Raw genomic sequence first — 18,034 nt, forward strand, 5'->3', positions numbered from 1 at the left:
CCAATCGACGCAACGCTTAGTCGTGTTCCAACAACTGATGAAACCACCCGCTGCGCCGACGTAAATAAAGTCGGCGCGGCATTCCACTAATTTATTTTTTTAACAATTTCCGCGTCTGCCGAGTCTGTTCAGGTACGCAGTTTCGCACCATCAAGTTTGCTGACTGCAGCAATCAAAGCGGTCATAGCAGCTTCCACGGTGTCGTCTTGCAGGGTATTTTCAGTATCTTGCAAGGTAAATCGGAAAGCAAGACTTTTTTCGTCATTTTCCAGTCCCTTGCCGTGATATTCATCAAATAAAACAAAGGCTTGCAGAATTCGGCAAGCATTGTTAGTACGCTTCTCGGCGGCAAAAATATCCAGTAAATCTTGCGCTGGAACACCCTGTTTCACCACCACAGCAAGATCACGGACGACGGCTGGAAATTTTGATAGTTCGGCGTATTTTGGTATCGCGCGTTGTTGCAAAGCATCTGCGGTAACTTCGAATACGACCGGTGCCAAAGGCAGCTCATACTTCTGCTGCAAGCGCGGATGTAGCTCGCCAATAAAACCGACTACTTTGCCGTCTAGCAGTACTTGCGCTGCGCGGCCCGGATGCAATGCCGGATGCTCTGTTTTGGCAAAGCGCAATGTTATTGGCGCAAACAGCGCCTCAAGATCCGCCTTGACATCAAAGAAATCCACCGCCCGGCCAGGTTGGCCCCATTGCTCTTCGGCATACGGTCCGTAGGCTAATCCGGCAACGTGTTTAGGCTGATCGAAACCTGCTACCGATAGTGGGCCATCTTGCACGTCTGGATTGCGCGAGAATACCGTACCGGCCTCGAAAATCCGTACCCGACTAACCTTGCGATTCAGGTTGTATTTAACGTTGGCGACCAGGCTGCCGACCAGCGACGAACGCATGACGCTCATCTGGCTGGCAATAGGATTGAGTAGTTTAATCGGCTGCGCGTTAGCGGCAAAGTCAACTTCCCACGCTTCTTCGACAAAACTGTAGTTGATCACTTCCTGATAATCTAGCGCGGCTAGTTTATGACTAATGGCGAACAACGAGCGCGTATTTTCCGGCGCAATAAACATCGTGTTTGGCGCAACTGGCGGCAATGCAGGGATGTTTTCAAATCCGTACACGCGAACGATTTCTTCAATCAGATCTTCTTCAATTTCAATATCGAAGCGATACGATGGTGGCGTCACCTGAAATACACCCGGCTCTTGCGAGAAAGTCAAACCAAGACGCGTAAAGATGTCGGCAATCAATGCATCTGTCAGCGGCACACCGATGACTTTGACGGCGCGTGCGGTGCGGATAGTCACTGGCAATCGCTGCGGCAAATTAACCTGCTGATCGTCGATAGGGCCGATCTTGGTATCTGCATTGCCGCAGATATCGATTAATAGCGCGGTGATGCGTTCGAGATGTTCAACGTTGGTAGCGAAATCAACGCCACGCTCAAAGCGATGGCCAGCATCGGTCGAAAAATTGAAGCGACGTGCACGGCCTTGAATCGCTTGCGGAAACCAAAATGCGGCTTCCAGATAAATATTTTGTGTATCGAGCGATACAGCTGTCGCATCGCCGCCCATGATGCCCGCCAGCGACTCAATCTGCTGTTCGTCGGCAATCACACCGATCCACTCATCAACGCTGACGGTGTTGCCGTTTAACAGTTTTAGCGATTCGCCGGTTTTGCCCCAACGCACATCGAGGCTGCCATGGATTTTATCCAGATCGAATACGTGGGTCGGTCGTCCCAATTCCAGCATCACATAGTTGGAGATATCCACCAGTGCTGAAATCGAACGCTGACCGCTGCGCTCCAGACGCTGCTTCATCCATTGCGGTGTCGCAGCTTTGGCATTCAGACCGCGAATAATACGACCTGAAAAACGGCCGCATAAGTCAGGGGCGGAAATTTTGACCGGTAATGCGTCAGCAATATTTGCGCTGACGATTTCAAATGTCGGCTGCTTGAGCGGCGTACCAGTCAAAGCGGATACTTCACGCGCAACGCCCAGAACGGACAGGCAATCAGCTTTATTTGGGGTGAGTTTGATCGTAAATTTCAGATCGTTTAACTCATAATAATCACGGAAATTCATGCCGACTGGGGCATCATCGGCCAATTCCAGCAACCCATCATGATCCTCGGACAGCTTTAATTCGCGGGCGGAACACAGCATGCCTTGCGATTCTACGCCGCGCAACTCGCCTATTTTGATCTCGAAAGGCTTACCGTCTGCGCCCGGTGGCAGGATCGCGCCCACCATTGCGCACGGCACTTTAAGACCGGCGCGCACATTCGCAGCGCCGCATACGATCGTTAAATGTGTCCCTGTGCCAACGTCCACCTGACAGACATTGAGCCGGTCAGCGTTCGGGTGTTTGCCGATCTCAAGCACGTGGCCGACGACGATCTGCGTGAATGGTGGCGCGACGGGCGCGATCTCTTCCACTTCAAGGCCAGACATTGTCAGCAAATGGGATAGTTCGTCCGAAGTCATCTTCGGATCGACCATGGTACGCAGCCAGCTTTCAGAGAATTGCATAGGGTAAACCTTCAAAAACTATCAGGGAAGACTCGGATCAGTTGCGCGTCGTAAATAAGGCGCATGATCCGAGACATCTTGGGTGACCAGCTTTAATTAAATTGCTTTAAAAAGCGCAAATCGCCTTCGTAGAAGAGACGCAAGTCGTTGATGCCATAGCGCAGCATCGTCAGGCGTTCGAGGCCGGAGCCGAACGCAAAACCAATGTACTGCTCAGGATCAAGGCCCATATTGCGCACGACACTTGGATGTACCTGACCGGCACCGGAAACTTCTAGCCATTTACCTTTGAGCGGACCGCTGCCAAAGGCAATATCGATCTCAGCGGAAGGTTCGGTAAACGGGAAATAAGAGGGGCGAAAACGTACTTGCAAATCGTCTGTTTCAAAGAACGCTTTGACGAAATTCAAATACACGCCTTTAAGATCCGCGAAGCTGATATCTTCAGCTATCCACAATCCTTCGACCTGATGGAACATCGGCGAATGGGTGGCGTCGCTATCGACCCGATAAGTACGACCCGGCGCAATCACTTTGATCGGCGGCTTACTCATCCGCGCATAACGTACCTGCATCGGGCTGGTATGCGTGCGCAGCAATAATGGCTTGCCTTGGGTGTCGTTGCCTTCGATGTAGAAAGTATCTTGCATTGAGCGCGCCGGATGATTTTCGGGGCTGTTCAATGCGGTGAAATTGGTCCAGTCTGTTTCGATTTCGGGGCCGTCGGCCACATCGAAACCAATCGAGCGGAAAATCTCTTCAACCCGTTGCCAGGTGCGCATTACCGGGTGAATACCACCGACACTGCGACCACGTCCCGGTAAGGTAACATCGATGGCCTCAGCGTTTAAGCGCGTTTGCATCTGCGCATCTGCCAACGCATCACGGCGCGCAGTCAGCGCGTTCTCGATCTGCTGTTTGGCGATATTGATGACGGCACCCTGCACTTTGCGTTCTTCAGGTGCCAGCTTACCCAGCCCCTTCATTTGCTCCGTGATTTGACCGGTTTTGCCAAGATATTTGGCTTTGGCATTTTCGAGCGCGGCAGCATCGATAGCGGCGACAAAATCAGCCTGCGCCTGCGTTACAAGTTGTTCTAGGGAATTCATGCAGTTTTTCCTGCTCCGACGGAATCTATAAATAAAACAAATTGGCACTGAAAGCACAAGCGGGGCATAAGGTGTTGACCTCTGCCCCGCTCTGGATTGCTACGCTGCTTGATGATAAATAATAATACTCAGTGATAATTACTTGTAATCTTACTCAGCACTACGCATTATCAATCGGCCGCTTAGCAAACTACAAAATCACTTATGCAGCGATGTTGGCTTTAACTTGATTGACAATCGCAGCAAACGCTGGCTTGTCCATCACTGCCATATCGGCCAGGACTTTACGGTCCAGTTCGATAGAAGCACGTTTCAGACCGTTCATGAATACGCTGTATGTTACGCCATGCTCACGGGAAGCAGCGTTAATACGGGCGATCCACAATGCACGGAAAACGCGCTTCTTGTTACGGCGATCACGGTAAGCATATTGACCAGCGCGCATAACTGCTTGCTTGGCAACACGGTAAACCTTACTGCGGCGACCACGGTAACCTTTTGCAAGGGCTAATACTTTTTTATGGCGGGCACGAGCTGTAACCCCACGTTTTACTCTAGGCATAGTAACTCCTTAATAGTGTGAGGTTAGCCGTTTGGCAACATTGAACGAACAGAGACCATGTTTGTATCATGGACACCGACTGAACCGCGCAATTGGCGTTTGGTCTTGGTCGTTTTTTTGGTCAGAATGTGACGTTTAAACGCTTGACCGCGTTTAACAGTACCACCCGGACGGACGCGAAAGCGCTTCTTAGCACCGCTTTTCGTTTTCATTTTTGGCATGATTCTATCTGTCCTTCAGGACAGCTCCTTTTTTAACATGATTGCAGGTGGCAACAATCGTTGCGCTTGGATGCCTACTCTCACTTGTTTAAACCTCGCCACCTTATTCCGTGACCAGATTTTGCAGCAGAATCAAGTCTGCTGCTTTTGGACGAAGTGCAGTAAAACGCACACTCCGCCACAAAACTGATAAAAGAAGTAAATATTAACTACTTACTTCTTCTTTTTAGGGCCAATGATCATGATCATTTGACGCCCTTCCATCTTAGGCCACTGCTCGACTTGTCCGAACGGCTCCAGATCAGATTTCAGGCGTTCCAGCATGCGCACACCGATATCCTGATGGGCCATTTCGCGACCACGAAAACGCAATGTGATCTTGGTCTTGTCGCCGTCTTCCAGAAACTTGGTCAGATTGCGCAGCTTGATGCCGTAATCGCCATCATCGGTACCTGGACGGAATTTAACTTCCTTCACCAGAATAACCTTCTGCTTCAATTTGGCTTCGTGCGCTTTCTTCTGTTCCTGGTATTTAAACTTACCATAGTCCATCAAACGCGCTACCGGAGGCTGCGCAGTCGGCGCGATTTCCACCAGATCTACGTTTGCCTCTTCAGCCAAACGAAAGGCTTCTGCCAGGGAAACGATACCGAGCGGTTCGTTTTCAACGCCGCTGAGACGCAATTCAGGTGCTGTTACTTCACCATTTATGCGATGTGACTTGTCCGTAGCTATTGCAGTTTCCTTTAAAAATCAAATAAATAAGCCGTGCTCCCACGCTCCGGACTTTCCCGATCAGGCTTTGGTTTCGACCTCAGTTTTGAGGCGTTCTACCAATGCGTCAATTGACATGACACCCAAATCGACATTGCCCCGCGCACGCACGGCCACTGTATTTGCATCACGCTCCTTGTCACCTACAACGAGGATATAAGGCGGTTTTTGCAAAGAATGCTGCCGTATTTTATAGGTAATCTTCTCATTACGCAAATCGACGTCTACTCTAAACCCTTGTTTCTTCAGCGTTTGTGCAACAGTTTTGACGTATTCCGACTGCGCATCGGAGATATTCAAAATGACAACTTGCACTGGTGCCAGCCACAACGGCATCGCTCCGGCATGGTTTTCAATCAAAATACCGATGAAGCGCTCCAGCGATCCAACGATGGCCCGATGCAACATGACCGGTACCTTGCGATTATTGTCTTCTGTGACATATTCTGCGCCCAGACGACCCGGCATAGAGAAGTCGACCTGCATCGTGCCGCACTGCCATGAACGTCCGATTGAATCCTTTAAATGGTATTCAATTTTTGGCCCATAAAACGCGCCTTCGCCCGGCAATTCTTCCCAAGAAGTGCCAGAGGCGCGCAAAGCATCGCGCAATGCATTCTCAGCAGTATCCCAGACGTCATCCTCGCCAACCCGTTTTTCAGGACGCAAAGCCAGCTTTACAGCGACTTCGGTAAAGCCGAAACGGTCATAGACTTCGCGCACCACTTTATCAAAGGCGGCGACTTCGCTCTGTACTTGCTCTTCTGTACAAAAAATATGTCCATCATCCTGCGTAAAACCACGCACTCGCATCATCCCGTGCAACGCACCGGACGGCTCATTGCGATGACATTGGCCGAACTCACCAAAACGTAGCGGCAAATCACGATAACTATGCAAAGTTGCATTAAAAATCTCGACATGGCCGGGGCAATTCATCGGTTTTAGCGCATAACTGCGGTTTTCCGACTCAGTTGTGAACATATTGTCACGATAATTTTCCCAATGCCCGGTACGTTCCCACAGCGAACGATCCAGAATCTGCGGCGCTTTTACTTCCTGATAGCCGTTTTCCTGATAAACCCGGCGCATGAACTGTTCAACTTGTTGCCAAATAGTCCAGCCTTTCGGATGCCAGAAAATCAAGCCCGGCGCTTCTTCTTGCATATGGAATAAATCCAACGCGCGTCCGAGCTTGCGGTGATCGCGCTTTTCAGCCTCTTCCAGCATATGCAAATAGGCTTCCTGATCCTCTTTTTTAGTCCAGGCAGTGCCATACACACGTTGCAGCATTTCATTCTTTGCGTCGCCGCGCCAGTAAGCGCCCGCCAACTTCATCAGCTTGAAGACTTTCAGCTTGCCGGTAGAAGGAACGTGCGGCCCGCGACACAAGTCGGTGAAACTGCCCTCTGTATACAAGGAAACATCCTGATCCGCAGGAATCGACTCAATCAACTCTGCCTTATAAGCCTCACCAATCGACTTGAAGTAAGCGACCGCTTCGTCACGCGGCAATACTTTACGGGTCACCGGCTCATCTCTTTTAGCCAGCTCCGCCATTTTCTTTTCGATAATTACCAAATCGTCCGGAGTAAACGGTCGCTTATAAGCAAAGTCATAATAGAAGCCATTCTCAATCACCGGCCCGATAGTCACCTGCGCATCCGGAAACAACTCCTTAACAGCGTAAGCCAACAAATGCGCGGTCGAATGCCGAATAACATCCAAACCCTCAGCATCCTTATCAGTAATAATCGCCAGCGCCACATCACGCTCGATCAAATAAGAAGTATCGACGACCACGCCATCGACCTTCCCCGCCAAAGCCGCCTTAGCCAGCCCCGCGCCGATACTAGCGGCAACCTGCGCAACTGTCAGTGGCGCATCGAACTGGCGCTGTGAACCATCTGGAAGTGTGACTGAAACCATAGTGAGTCCTATATCAGCCATCGCGCGCATTGCAACGATGCCGAATTAAATAAAATGAATGAAGAATGCTAAAAAACAGTACAAAAACGCAGACGAAAAAAAACGCGGACCAGCCGCGCTTTTTCGAACAGAAAAAGACCTCGACTAGCGTCGCGCACAGATTGTGGTGGTAGTTCGCGGTGTCATAACCAGGATGCCTTTCTCGCTCTTACAGATATTGATCTACATTTAAATACCGCCCGCTTATTAGCGGAAGATTTTCGGATGATACCAGAAAATTTAGAATTCATGCCAAGCCACATACTATACAACCCACCAAAAAACCGATAACTGTAGCCTTAAAGTTACGGTGCCGTTGCACTTGCAAGCGCAACGACAGTTGAAGTTGCCTTTGAAGTTGCAGGCGCAACCATCTTTGAAGCTGTTCTTGAACTTGGCGACGCAACCACCTTTGAAGTTGACTCTGTTTTTAAACTGACAGTTGAGGTACCCCGTCATGTAGCGCTGTCAAATTTCTTAGCTGTCACTCGGGAATTGTCGGAGGACATGTTTGAGCCAAAGGCGAATTGGTCCTTCTACCAGAAGGGCAGCTAAGAAATTTGGGGGCCCGAAGGACCGCAATACCTGCGGTCGCCTTCTTTTTGGTTACTTATTTGGTTACTTATTCTGCGGGGGACGTCTGAAACAAGAAAAAGTAACCGGCTGCCCCCCCCGGCTTGCATCGACGGAGGACATACCCGTCCAATCAACCAACAAACCTATCGCAAACCATCAGCCAAAATTTCCCCCCGATTCCACCAACCTCCCCCCAAAGCCTGAAACAACGCCGCGCTATCAGCAAACCTCCCAGCCTGCGCCTGCGCCAAATTAATCACCGCCTGCTGATAAATCAACTCAGCCGCCAGCAAAGTCTGCGGGCTACTAGCCCCCAACCCAACCGATCTCCGCGCAATCTCCACACTCCGCGCCGCCGCCCGCTCGGCCAAAACCTGCCCCCGCAACGTCTCCGCATCAAACTGCAAAGCCCGCAAACTATCCGCAACATTCTGAAACGCCACAATCACCGTACTCCGATACTGTCCCGCAGCCTGCTCTAACAACGCCTCCGAAGCCCGCTTCTTATGCAACAAAGCCCCACCAGCAAACAAAGGCTGCGTCAACCCACCAGCCAACCCCCAAAACCCAGTGCCGCTAGTGAACAAGTTCCCGAACTGCGTCGCAGAGCTTCCAATATTCGCGCTCAAGGTAATCTGCGGCAACATATTGGCCGTCGCCACGCCAACCGCCGCCGACGCAGCATGCAACTGCTCTTCCGCAGCCCGCACATCAGGCCGCTGACGCACCAACTGCGACGGCAAACTCACCGGCAACTGCTGCGGCAACTGCAACCCAGACAACACAAATTTCTCATCCAACTCTTCGCTAGGAAACCGCCCCGCCAACGCAGTCAAGCGATTCCGCTGCTGCGACAACGCATTTTGCAATGGCGGCAAAGTAGCCTGCGTCTGCGCCAATGTCGCCTCTTGCGTCGCCACATCCGCCTGCGCCACATCCCCCAACGCATACTGACGCTGCAACAATCCCAGCAACGAAGTCTGCATCGCAATAACCCGCTCGGTCGCCCCGATCTGCGCCCGCAGCGAAGCCTCCTGCACGGCAGTCGCAACAACATTAGACGTCAACGTCAAATAAGCCGCCTCAAGCAAAAATCGCTGCTGCCCAGCCTGCGCCTGCAAATCTTCCACCTGACGCCGATTGCCACCAAAAGCATCCAGCGTATAAGCCACATTAACCTGCGCCGTATGCAAATTAAACGGCGACACTTCACCCTGAGCAGGCGTCCCGGCCAGCTTCTGCCGAGTAGGTGCCAGGCTAGCATCAACACTAGGGAAATAGCTGCCCCGTTGCGCCGCCACCTGCTCATCAGCTGCACGTAATGCAGCCCGCGCCGAAGCCAGATCGGGGCTAGCCTTCAGCGCCTGCGTAATCACCGCGTTCAACTGCGGCGATTGAAACAATGTCCACCACTGCGCCGGAATATCCATGCCAGCAACGAACTCCTGCGCTGTGCCGCCAGTGGTATCGGCAGAAACTGTTTTATCCGGTAACGGCGTTTTGGTATAACCCTGCACCGTCGGCGCATCCGGCTGCTTAAAATCCGGACCAACCGCGCAGCCGGATAACGCCACAAGCAATATTGAAGGCGCTGCAACAGAGCGCAATAATGTTTTCTTCATGTTCTTCATCTTTAAGCCTATTTTCAAGCCTCTACACTTTTATCGTGTGCAATGGATCAGCACGCTATCACCGACTAATTTCCGACTATCGATTACCGACCATCAAGCGGTCTGGCAATCCCTTTACGGCGTTCGATCCAGCGTTCCAGCGCAAAATAAAATGTCGGCAAAATAAACAGCGTCAGCAATGTAGCAACCACCAATCCGCCCACAACGACCGTCGCCAGACCACGCTGCACGTCTGTGCCAACACCGGTCGCCAACGCCGCTGGCAGCATCCCAACGGATGCCACCGTCGCGGTCATCAAGACCGGGCGGAAACGTTCGGAAGCGCCCGCCAATACTGCCTCCATTAACGCCATTCCCTGTTGTCGCACCCGATTAATATTAGAGACCATAATGATGCCGTTTTGCACCGCCACGCCAAACAACGCAATGAAGCCGACGCCGGTCGCCACGTTGATCGTGTTGCCAGTAACTTGCAGCGCAACCAATCCGCCCAGCGCGGCCAATGGCACCACGCCCAAGATCAATAACGCCTGACGCAGCTTGCCAAATCCGGCATATAAAATAATCGCCATCAAACCCAGCACCAGACCGAATACAACGATCAGCCGTGCCTGGGCCCGTTCTTGGTTTTCAAACTGTCCCGCCCATTCCAGACGATATTTCGCATGATCGAAATGGACATCTTTAGCCACCTTGGCTTGCGCTTCTTCGTAGTAGGACAGCAAATCGCGGTCCGCGTAATCCAGCCGCACGGTTAACTGACGATGCGTGCTTTCATGCGTAATCGTGCTCTCGCCAGTGCTGGTCCGAATATGCGCCAGTTGCGACAACGGAATCCGTGCGCCATTGGATGCTGTCAACAACAAATTACCCAACGCCTCCGGCCCGTTGCGGCTATCTTTCGGAAACCTTACCGAGACGTTATAGATACGATCGGCAACATACATTTGCGTCACTGGCGCGCCGCCAATACCGGTCTGAATCAGGTTCGAAATATCCGCGATATTGATACCCAGACGGGCAGCCGCAGCACGATCAATATCGATCACCATCTGTGGAATCGGCGGTTCCTGAAAAATCGACACATCGGCGCTGCCTCTGACACCGTGCAAGACGTTAACGATATCATTGCCGATACGTCGCAGTTCTTTAAAATCATCGCCATAAACGCGGATTACCAGTGGACTATGCGCACCACCGACAGCATCATTCACACCATCGCTGATAGGCTGACTAATCCCGACCGAAAATCCCGGCAGCTGCACCAAACGCGCATTCAGGCGTCGTACAAATTCAGCCTTATTTTCACCGTTGGGCCACGTGCTATACGGCTTCAATCCCACCGGCACTTCCATATGCGAGGGCGTCCACGGATCGGTCCCGTCATCACTGCGCCCAAGCTGGGTAACAACGTAAGAAACCTCAGGAAACGACAGCAATGTACGGCGCAGCTCAGCCGCCATTTCACTGCCTTTTTCCAGCGACAGACCGGATGGCATCTGCACTTGCAGCCACAGCGTGCCCTCATCCAATTGCGGCATAAACTCACGACCAGTCGCACCACCCAACACAATCACGCCCACCAATGCGATAGCGCCAATGCCATAAGCAATTACCGGTTTATTTAATAAATTTCCCAGCGTTTTACGATAGCCTGCACTCAGCCATTCGAGCGGCTTATTATGGAAAATACGACGCGGTTTGCGCAACGCCATATATGCCAATCCCGGCACCAAAACGATGCTACACAACAACGCGCCCAGCAACGCATAACTGACCGTAAATGCCATCGGCGACAACAATTTTCCTTCGGCACGTTCAAACGCAAACAAGGGCAAATACGCGGCAATAATGATCAACGTCGCAAAGAAAATTGGCCTGATGACTTCAGTGGTAGCAGCACGGACTTCCGCCTCGCTTAATTCTTCCGTCGGCTTGGCTTCGCGCCGCCGCAAAATTGCCTCAGTAACGACAATCGCACCATCGACAATGATGCCGAAATCAATCGCGCCCAACGAGAATAAATTCGCTGGCATCTTGGTCAGATACATCATGATAAAGACCGCCACCAGCGCCAGTGGAATAGTCACTGCCGCCACTAATGCGCTGCGTGGGCTGCCCAGAAAAAGGATCAAAACGATACACACCAGACCAATACCTTCGATCACGGTATGACTGACTTTATGCACGGTGAGTTGAATCAATTCGTCGCGATCAATGTACGGAACAATCCGGACACCTTGCAGTGCTAATTGTTTCTGTAATTGCGCAACTTTGGCATGCACATCCTTAATCACTTCTGAGGCATTTTGATATTTCAACAGTTTGACAATCCCTTCAATCGTGTCAGGATTATTGTCCTTGCCGAGAATTCCCTGGCGCTCTTGATGACTGTATTGCAGCTTGCCCAAATCACGCACCAATACCGGTACGCCATTGACTTGCTTGACCACGACATTGCCCAAATCGGTCAAGCTGCGCATCATGCCGATGCCACGCACCACATAACCCTGTTCACCGCGTGAAATCCGGCTGCCGCCTGCGTTGGCGTTATTGTTGTTGATTGCGGTCGTCACATCGGACAGCGACACACCAAAACGCTGCAACTGATCCTGATCGACTTCAAGTTGATATTCCATCGTCAAACCGCCGAAATTACCAACGTCGGCAATGCCCGCGACTTGCCGTAATTCGGGCATGACAATCCAGCGTTGAATCTCGGACAATTCCAGCAAATTTTTGCTATCCGATTCCAGCGTATAACGATAAATTTCGCCCGATGGGCCACTGACGGAATCAAGACTAGGTGTGATCCCGGTCGGCAACGTAGCTTGCGCCATTCGTTCGGTCACGCGTTGACGTTCCCAATAATCTTCTGCACCGTCTTTAAACGTCAGCGTAATCAGCGACAACCCAAACGTGCTGGACGAGCGCATGTGCACCAATCCGGGCGTGCCGCTTAACTGGCGTTCTAGCGGGATGGTGATTTGCTGTTCGATTTCTTCAGCAGCCAGACCGGGGGCCTGGGTGGTGACTTGAGCGGAAACGTCGGACAGTTCCGGATAGGCTTCTACCGCCATCCGTGTCCAGGAATAATAGCCAAATAACGCTACCAAAATCGTCACCAGAATCACTGCATAACGCTTTTGCAGGCAATAGCGAACGATGTTATTAATCATTTAAGAGCACTCCGCCCTTAGTCACGACGCGATCGCCCAACTTAAGTCCTGACTGGATGCGGACACTACCATCATCTTCACTGCCTATCGTCACCTTGCGCCGGACAAAAGTCCACGGCGTCAACTCCAGAAATACCGTCGTGTCGTCATTGTTCATCAATAAGGCCGACGTCGGCACCGTTGGGGCCGCTGCTTGTACGACGCTAAATGCCGCCGTTGCAAACATATTCGGCTTCAACTTTCCATCGGCATTTGGCATGCTGATGCGCACCGCAGCACGTCGTGTATCGGGCTGTAAAACATCGCTGATAAAGGCGACTTTTCCCTGAAACGCATTGTCAGGATAGGCAGGAAAACGGATCGCCACTGACTGACCGTTCTTAACCGATGCCAGCATATTTTCTGGCACGTTGGCGGTGACCCAGACGCTATCCAGATTTGCGATTGTCATCAATACGGCAGTCGGATCGTTAAGGCTCTGGCCGACGCCGACGGCTAGTGCGGTAATGCTACCGGAGGTAGGCGCAACAATATTCAGGCGCTGTCCATTACTCGCGGCACTGCCGTTGGTTGCGGCGCTCAAAGACTTCACGCGCGTATCGGCGCGGGTAAATTCCGACTGCGCTTGAATATGCGCGCTTTCAGCTTGCTCCAAATCCTTGGCTGCACCCGCACCGGCATCTTGCACGCCGCGCTGACGTTCCAGCACTTTGTTAGCCAGTTGTAATGCATCGCGGGCCTTTTGTTGGTCCGCCGTGGCTTGCGCAAAATCGCCCGATGTCAGCACTAACAACAGCTGGCCTTTTTTAACGTGATCCCCTAGACCTACTTTCAATTCCAATACTTTCCCGGCCACTGGCGGCACGATGTTTACCGTACGCGCAGGATCGGCTTCTACCTGCGCTGGCAATGCCAACGTATGGTCGCTTCCAAGCGCCTCTACCGCCTGGACCACAATTCTGTCGCGTAAGGCGGACTGCGCAGGAATAGAAATTTCTTCGCCGCTGCGGACAAAATTCGGCTCAGGACGGACTTCAGTAGCGTGCGCCAGACTTTTGCCGACGCCGATTGCCACTACCCAGGCAATACACACAGCGACGAAAATAGCGATGGCGATGATGAATACGGGTTTTTTTTGTTGCGGGAGTGATTTTTGCATGATGGGACTTTAAATAAATATCGTTGTATCACTGGCTTAATCGTTAGAACGCCTCAATTTCTTGCATTTTTTTGCAACCGCGTTATTGCGTACCGAGTTGCAAAAGTAGCGTCAGGGACTGGGGGGACGATCAATGCTGGCAGCGGGCTGCGTTGCCGGACTGATCAATTTGGATGCCAACACAGCAGCTTGTCCAGTCTGCTGGTCGACGATCTTGAAGGTGATTTTTTCAGCATTGAAAAGCTGATATAGCTGCTCTTGCAGATAGGTATTCTTATAGCCTTCAACCTGCATCGAAAAGCTATCATGCTTCCCATTTTTGGGATCGCTTGCATTCACAGTATGTGTGCCTGGATTGGTTTCAATGACCAGATAAGTCAACGGCGCCAAGGTGCCGATCCATTTTCCGTCTAGAAAAATATCTGATTTTTGCAGTGGTGCCATGGTGCCTGACCGCGCCAGGTAAATTTTTGCCACCGCATCGGATGGCGCGTCAAATTGCTTGGCCTGCGCATCGTCAGCGGGCGTTGCCAGCGGAACTGAAACGCAGGCAATTTGATGCCAAAACCGTTGGCATGGCACGCGTGCATCCTGCGCCTTGGCGGGGAATAGCACGGTAATGCCGACCAACAGCAGCGCCAGACTAAAAATACGGTTGAGAGGAAAATTCATAAAATGCGACTTCGTGCGCCAGTAGGGAAATGGCACAGAAGATCCAGCTAACCGCCAGATATCCTGCGATCCCATGAAGGGATGACAACAGATTACCGATTGATTCTGTCAGAAACCTGAAAGAAACCTGACAAAACCCTGACAAACACCAGCGACTGCAAATAAATAAGAAAAAATCAAGAAGCGCAGCATGCGGATTGCGCATCATTGAGAAGAAAATCAGCCCCACTCGTCCCCAGAAACCGTTAAACCGCTGATAGTTAATTCCAAATGCGCATGAACTCGTTCCTATTCATCGTTTGCTAGCGCACCCCAAAAAGAACAATAATTTTCCGTCGAAATACACATTACACATCTTTTCCAAATGGGGGCAGGCATGACGCAACGCTATCAATTATTCATCAACAACGAGTGGGTCGATCCACTTTCCGGACTATGGTTTGATACGCTCGATCCGTTCAGCGGTGAAGCATGGGCAGAAATCCCCCGCGCCAACAAGGAAGACGTCGACCGCGCTGTAGAAGCAGCGTCCGCCGCAATGGACGGTCCGTGGGGCACGATGTCGGCCACCGATCGCGGTCTGTTGCTGCACAAACTTGGTGAATTGATCGAAAAGAATGCAGATAACCTGACCCTTGCCGAAAGTCGTGACAATGGCAAATTGTCCAGCGAAGTCGGTGGTCAGGTGCGCTACATGGCCAAGTATTTTTATTACTACGGAGGACTCGCAGACAAGATTCAGGGCGCGGTGATCCCGATGGATAAACCAAAGGTTTTCAACTACACCCGTTACGAGCCAATCGGCGTGGTCGCGACGATTACGCCCTGGAATTCATCTTTGCTGCTGACTGCGTGGAAAATAGCCCCGGCATTATGCGCGGGCAATACCATCATCGCTAAACCCTCAGAACATACTTCTGCATCGATGTTTGAATTAGCAAAGTTATTCATCGAAGCTGGTTTTCCGCCGGGCGTATTCAACGTCATCACTGGCTTTGGAAATGAAGTGGGCGAGCCGCTGGTAACGCATCCAAAAGTACCGCGCATCGCCTTCACTGGCGGCGACGAAGGTGGAAAGAGAGTAAACCTGTTAGCCGCACAGCACTTAAAACGTGTATCGCTGGAACTAGGCGGAAAATCGCCGCACATCATTTTCGACGATGCCGATCTGACCCGCGCAGCCAACGGCGTCATCACGGGCATTTTCTCAGCAGGTGGGCAGACTTGCATGGCCGGTTCACGCCTGCTGCTGCAAGAAGACATACATGATGAATTCATAGAGCGGCTGCTGGCTATCGCTGGCAAAGCCAAGCTGGGCGACCCAACCAGATCGGATGTGCAAGTCGGCCCGGTGGCTACGCGTCCGCAATTTGAAAAAATCATGGAATACATCCAAATCGGTAAAGATGAAGGCGCGCGTTGCATCTTGGGCGGAAACGCCCGTACCGGCGAGGGTTTTGGGGCCGGACAGTTTGTGGAACCCACCATTTTCGTCGACGTGGACAACAGCATGCGTATCGCGCAGGAAGAAGTGTTTGGGCCGGTGCTGGCGGTCATCAAGTTCAAGGATGAAGCGGACGCTATCAGGATCGCCAATGACATTCGCTTTGGACTGGCTGCAGGTATCTGGACGAAGAGCTTGCACCGTGCGATGCTGATGTCGGAGAAAATCAAGGCAGGTACGGTCTGGGTGAATAATTACCGCTCAACCAGTTTTACAACCCCATTCGGCGGTTATAAAGATAGCGGTCTGGGCCGTGAAGGCGGGATTGAGGCGGTAAAAGAATATCTGGAGACGAAGAGCGTCTGGATCTCGACCGATTTAGACATGCCGGATCCTTTTGTGCGCAAGTATTAAAGAGCGGTCGTCTATTGCGTCGGAAATGTTATGGCTTCGACGCGCGATTTTCACGAAAGATGAGCGAACCCCGTTCGCTCATCGCGTCGGTAGCCATCCGCAACAACCGGCAACATTAGAGAAATAGAACAGGTACGCACTATGCATACATCATCAGAAACTGCGGCGAGTATTGATGCCAATAAAGTTACCAATAAAGATACCGACCTTCTCGTCATCGGTAGCGGTATTTCCGGTCTCTCCGCAGCGGTAGCAGCGGCTACTGCCGGTGCCCGCGTCGTCGTGCTGGAACGTTCCGCGAGAGAGCAATTCGGCGGCAATACGCGCTGGACCGAATCTTATTTCCGCATGAAAAATGACAATGAAGTCAGCGACGATTTCGAGGAAAAACTGATCACCAATGCTGGTTACAATTTAGACCCGCATATTGTCCATGAAGTGGCAGCCGAATACGCCACCTGGCCGCCGTATGTCAAGGCACACGGCATGCCAGACCCCGAGCTTATTTCGACACTGTCGGAACAAGCCGGACCCACCGTCCAATGGCTGAAAAGTTTCGGCATTCGTTTTGATACGCTACCAACTTATTTCGTCACAGCAGCAGCACCGCGTTTGATGCCGGTCGGCGGCGGTCTTGCAATGCTTGAAGCGCTGTTGACTGAGGCAGAGAAACTTGGTGTCACCTTTAAATATCACACCACGGCAAGCCAAATGACGCGTGCAGATACGCAGGGTAATTTGCAGGTATTGGTCACTGGCGAAGGTGGCCAGCAACAAACCTTGTACGCAAAAAACGTGATGATTGCGTCTGGTGGCTTTGAAGGTAATCCAGAAATGTTGACCCAATATCTGGGCAACAGCGCTAAGTTTGTACGGCCGGTGGCACCGGGCGGCTATTACAATCGCGGCGAAGGCATTCGTATGGCGCTGAATGCTGGCGCTGCACCTGCCGGGGATTTCGGCTCATATCATGCCGAACCACTGGATCCACGCTCGAAGGAAACCGAAGCGCTGGTCATGAATTTCTCCTACGGCGTACTGGTGAACAAACGCGGAAAGCGCTTTCTGGATGAGGCTCCCGGCCCGGTCGATGCCCACTATGACCATATCGCCCGCGATATCGGCGAACAACCGGACGGCATTGCCTATGTCGTGTTCGATCAGCGCATCAATGATGTTCCCAATTGGAAAAAAAGCATACGTACCGACCAACCAGCCATCCAGGCAGACACGCTGGAGGCATTGGCGCAAGCCTGTAATCTGCCGGCAAGCGCCTTCATCCGCACGATCGATGAATACAACGCTGCCTGTACTGATGGCGAATTTTCGCCGCTGAAAGAGGATGGATTGGCAACGCAAGGTTTGGATATCAATAAATCGCATTGGTCACGGCCGATCAACCAAGGGCCGTTTTGCGCCTATCCGATTATTCCCGGAATTTGCTTTACGTATGGCGGCGTCAAGACAAACAAGCTTGGTCAAGTGATTGATCATGACGGGCGGACGATTCCAGGGCTTTATGCGGCCGGTGAATCGGCTGGTCTCTACTATCAAGTTTATACCGGCGCGACATCGGTATTGCGGGGCGCAGTTTTTGGAAAAATAGCGGGTGAACACGCAGCAATTCGCAGCAAAACGAACGTGCAATAAACAACGCTAGACGGCACTACCAATTCAAGAAAAATAAACAAAATAGACATTTAGCGACAGCACTATCTTTACCCAAAAAAGTTGACCGGAACGACCGATGACCAGTTGGATCATTGAGGG

12 protein-coding genes are annotated in these 18,034 nt (G+C 51.7%); 2 read left to right on the plus strand and 10 right to left on the minus strand.

What is annotated here, in order from left to right:
* Nucleotides 1–128: 128 nt before the first annotated feature.
* The 10 genes from pheT to C7W93_RS09445 form a co-directional block, all read right to left on the minus strand.
* On the minus strand, nt 129–2,555 hold the full coding sequence (gene pheT, locus C7W93_RS09400; protein ID WP_108439773.1) for a phenylalanine--tRNA ligase subunit beta: 2,427 nt from the start codon (nt 2,553–2,555) through the stop codon (nt 129–131).
* Between the two features lie 92 nt (nt 2,556–2,647).
* Nucleotides 2,648–3,664: a phenylalanine--tRNA ligase subunit alpha gene (pheS, locus tag C7W93_RS09405; RefSeq protein ID WP_108439774.1), complete on the minus strand. Its 1,017-nt coding sequence runs from the start codon at nt 3,662–3,664 to the stop codon at nt 2,648–2,650.
* A gap of 202 nt (nt 3,665–3,866) precedes the next feature.
* Entirely contained in the window at nt 3,867–4,226 is a 360-nt protein-coding gene (rplT, locus tag C7W93_RS09410) for a 50S ribosomal protein L20 (RefSeq protein WP_108439775.1), read from the minus strand.
* Between the two features lie 23 nt (nt 4,227–4,249).
* Nucleotides 4,250–4,447, minus strand: coding sequence for a 50S ribosomal protein L35 (gene rpmI / locus C7W93_RS09415; protein ID WP_108439776.1), 198 nt, complete (start codon nt 4,445–4,447; stop codon nt 4,250–4,252).
* Between the two features lie 213 nt (nt 4,448–4,660).
* A complete protein-coding gene (infC, locus tag C7W93_RS09420) occupies nt 4,661–5,182 on the minus strand; it encodes a translation initiation factor IF-3 (RefSeq protein WP_108439777.1) in 522 nt (173 codons plus the stop codon).
* A gap of 60 nt (nt 5,183–5,242) precedes the next feature.
* Entirely contained in the window at nt 5,243–7,150 is a 1,908-nt protein-coding gene (thrS, locus tag C7W93_RS09425; RefSeq protein WP_108440569.1) for a threonine--tRNA ligase, read from the minus strand.
* A 758-nt stretch (nt 7,151–7,908) separates the two neighbouring features.
* A complete protein-coding gene (locus tag C7W93_RS09430; RefSeq protein WP_108439778.1) occupies nt 7,909–9,387 on the minus strand; it encodes an efflux transporter outer membrane subunit in 1,479 nt (492 codons plus the stop codon).
* A gap of 92 nt (nt 9,388–9,479) precedes the next feature.
* Nucleotides 9,480–12,575: an efflux RND transporter permease subunit gene (locus C7W93_RS09435; RefSeq protein WP_108439779.1), complete on the minus strand. Its 3,096-nt coding sequence runs from the start codon at nt 12,573–12,575 to the stop codon at nt 9,480–9,482.
* Nucleotides 12,568–13,734, minus strand: a complete 1,167-nt coding sequence (locus tag C7W93_RS09440; RefSeq protein ID WP_108439780.1) for an efflux RND transporter periplasmic adaptor subunit — start codon at nt 13,732–13,734, stop codon at nt 12,568–12,570. The genes C7W93_RS09435 and C7W93_RS09440 overlap by 8 nt, the downstream gene beginning before the upstream one ends.
* Nucleotides 13,735–13,845: 111 nt before the next feature.
* On the minus strand, nt 13,846–14,406 hold the full coding sequence (locus C7W93_RS09445) for a DUF2846 domain-containing protein (protein WP_161539911.1): 561 nt from the start codon (nt 14,404–14,406) through the stop codon (nt 13,846–13,848).
* Nucleotides 14,407–14,782: 376 nt separating this feature from the next.
* On the opposite strand from C7W93_RS09445, the gene C7W93_RS09450 reads away from it, so the two are divergent.
* Entirely contained in the window at nt 14,783–16,264 is a 1,482-nt protein-coding gene (locus C7W93_RS09450; protein ID WP_108439782.1) for an aldehyde dehydrogenase, read from the plus strand.
* 141 nt (nt 16,265–16,405) lie between these two features.
* Nucleotides 16,406–17,914: an FAD-dependent oxidoreductase gene (locus C7W93_RS09455; RefSeq protein ID WP_108439783.1), complete on the plus strand. Its 1,509-nt coding sequence runs from the start codon at nt 16,406–16,408 to the stop codon at nt 17,912–17,914.
* Nucleotides 17,915–18,034: the final 120 nt, after the last annotated feature.

Origin of the sequence: Glaciimonas sp. PCH181 (assembly GCF_003056055.1) — a bacterium.
GTDB lineage: Bacteria > Pseudomonadota > Gammaproteobacteria > Burkholderiales > Burkholderiaceae_D > Glaciimonas.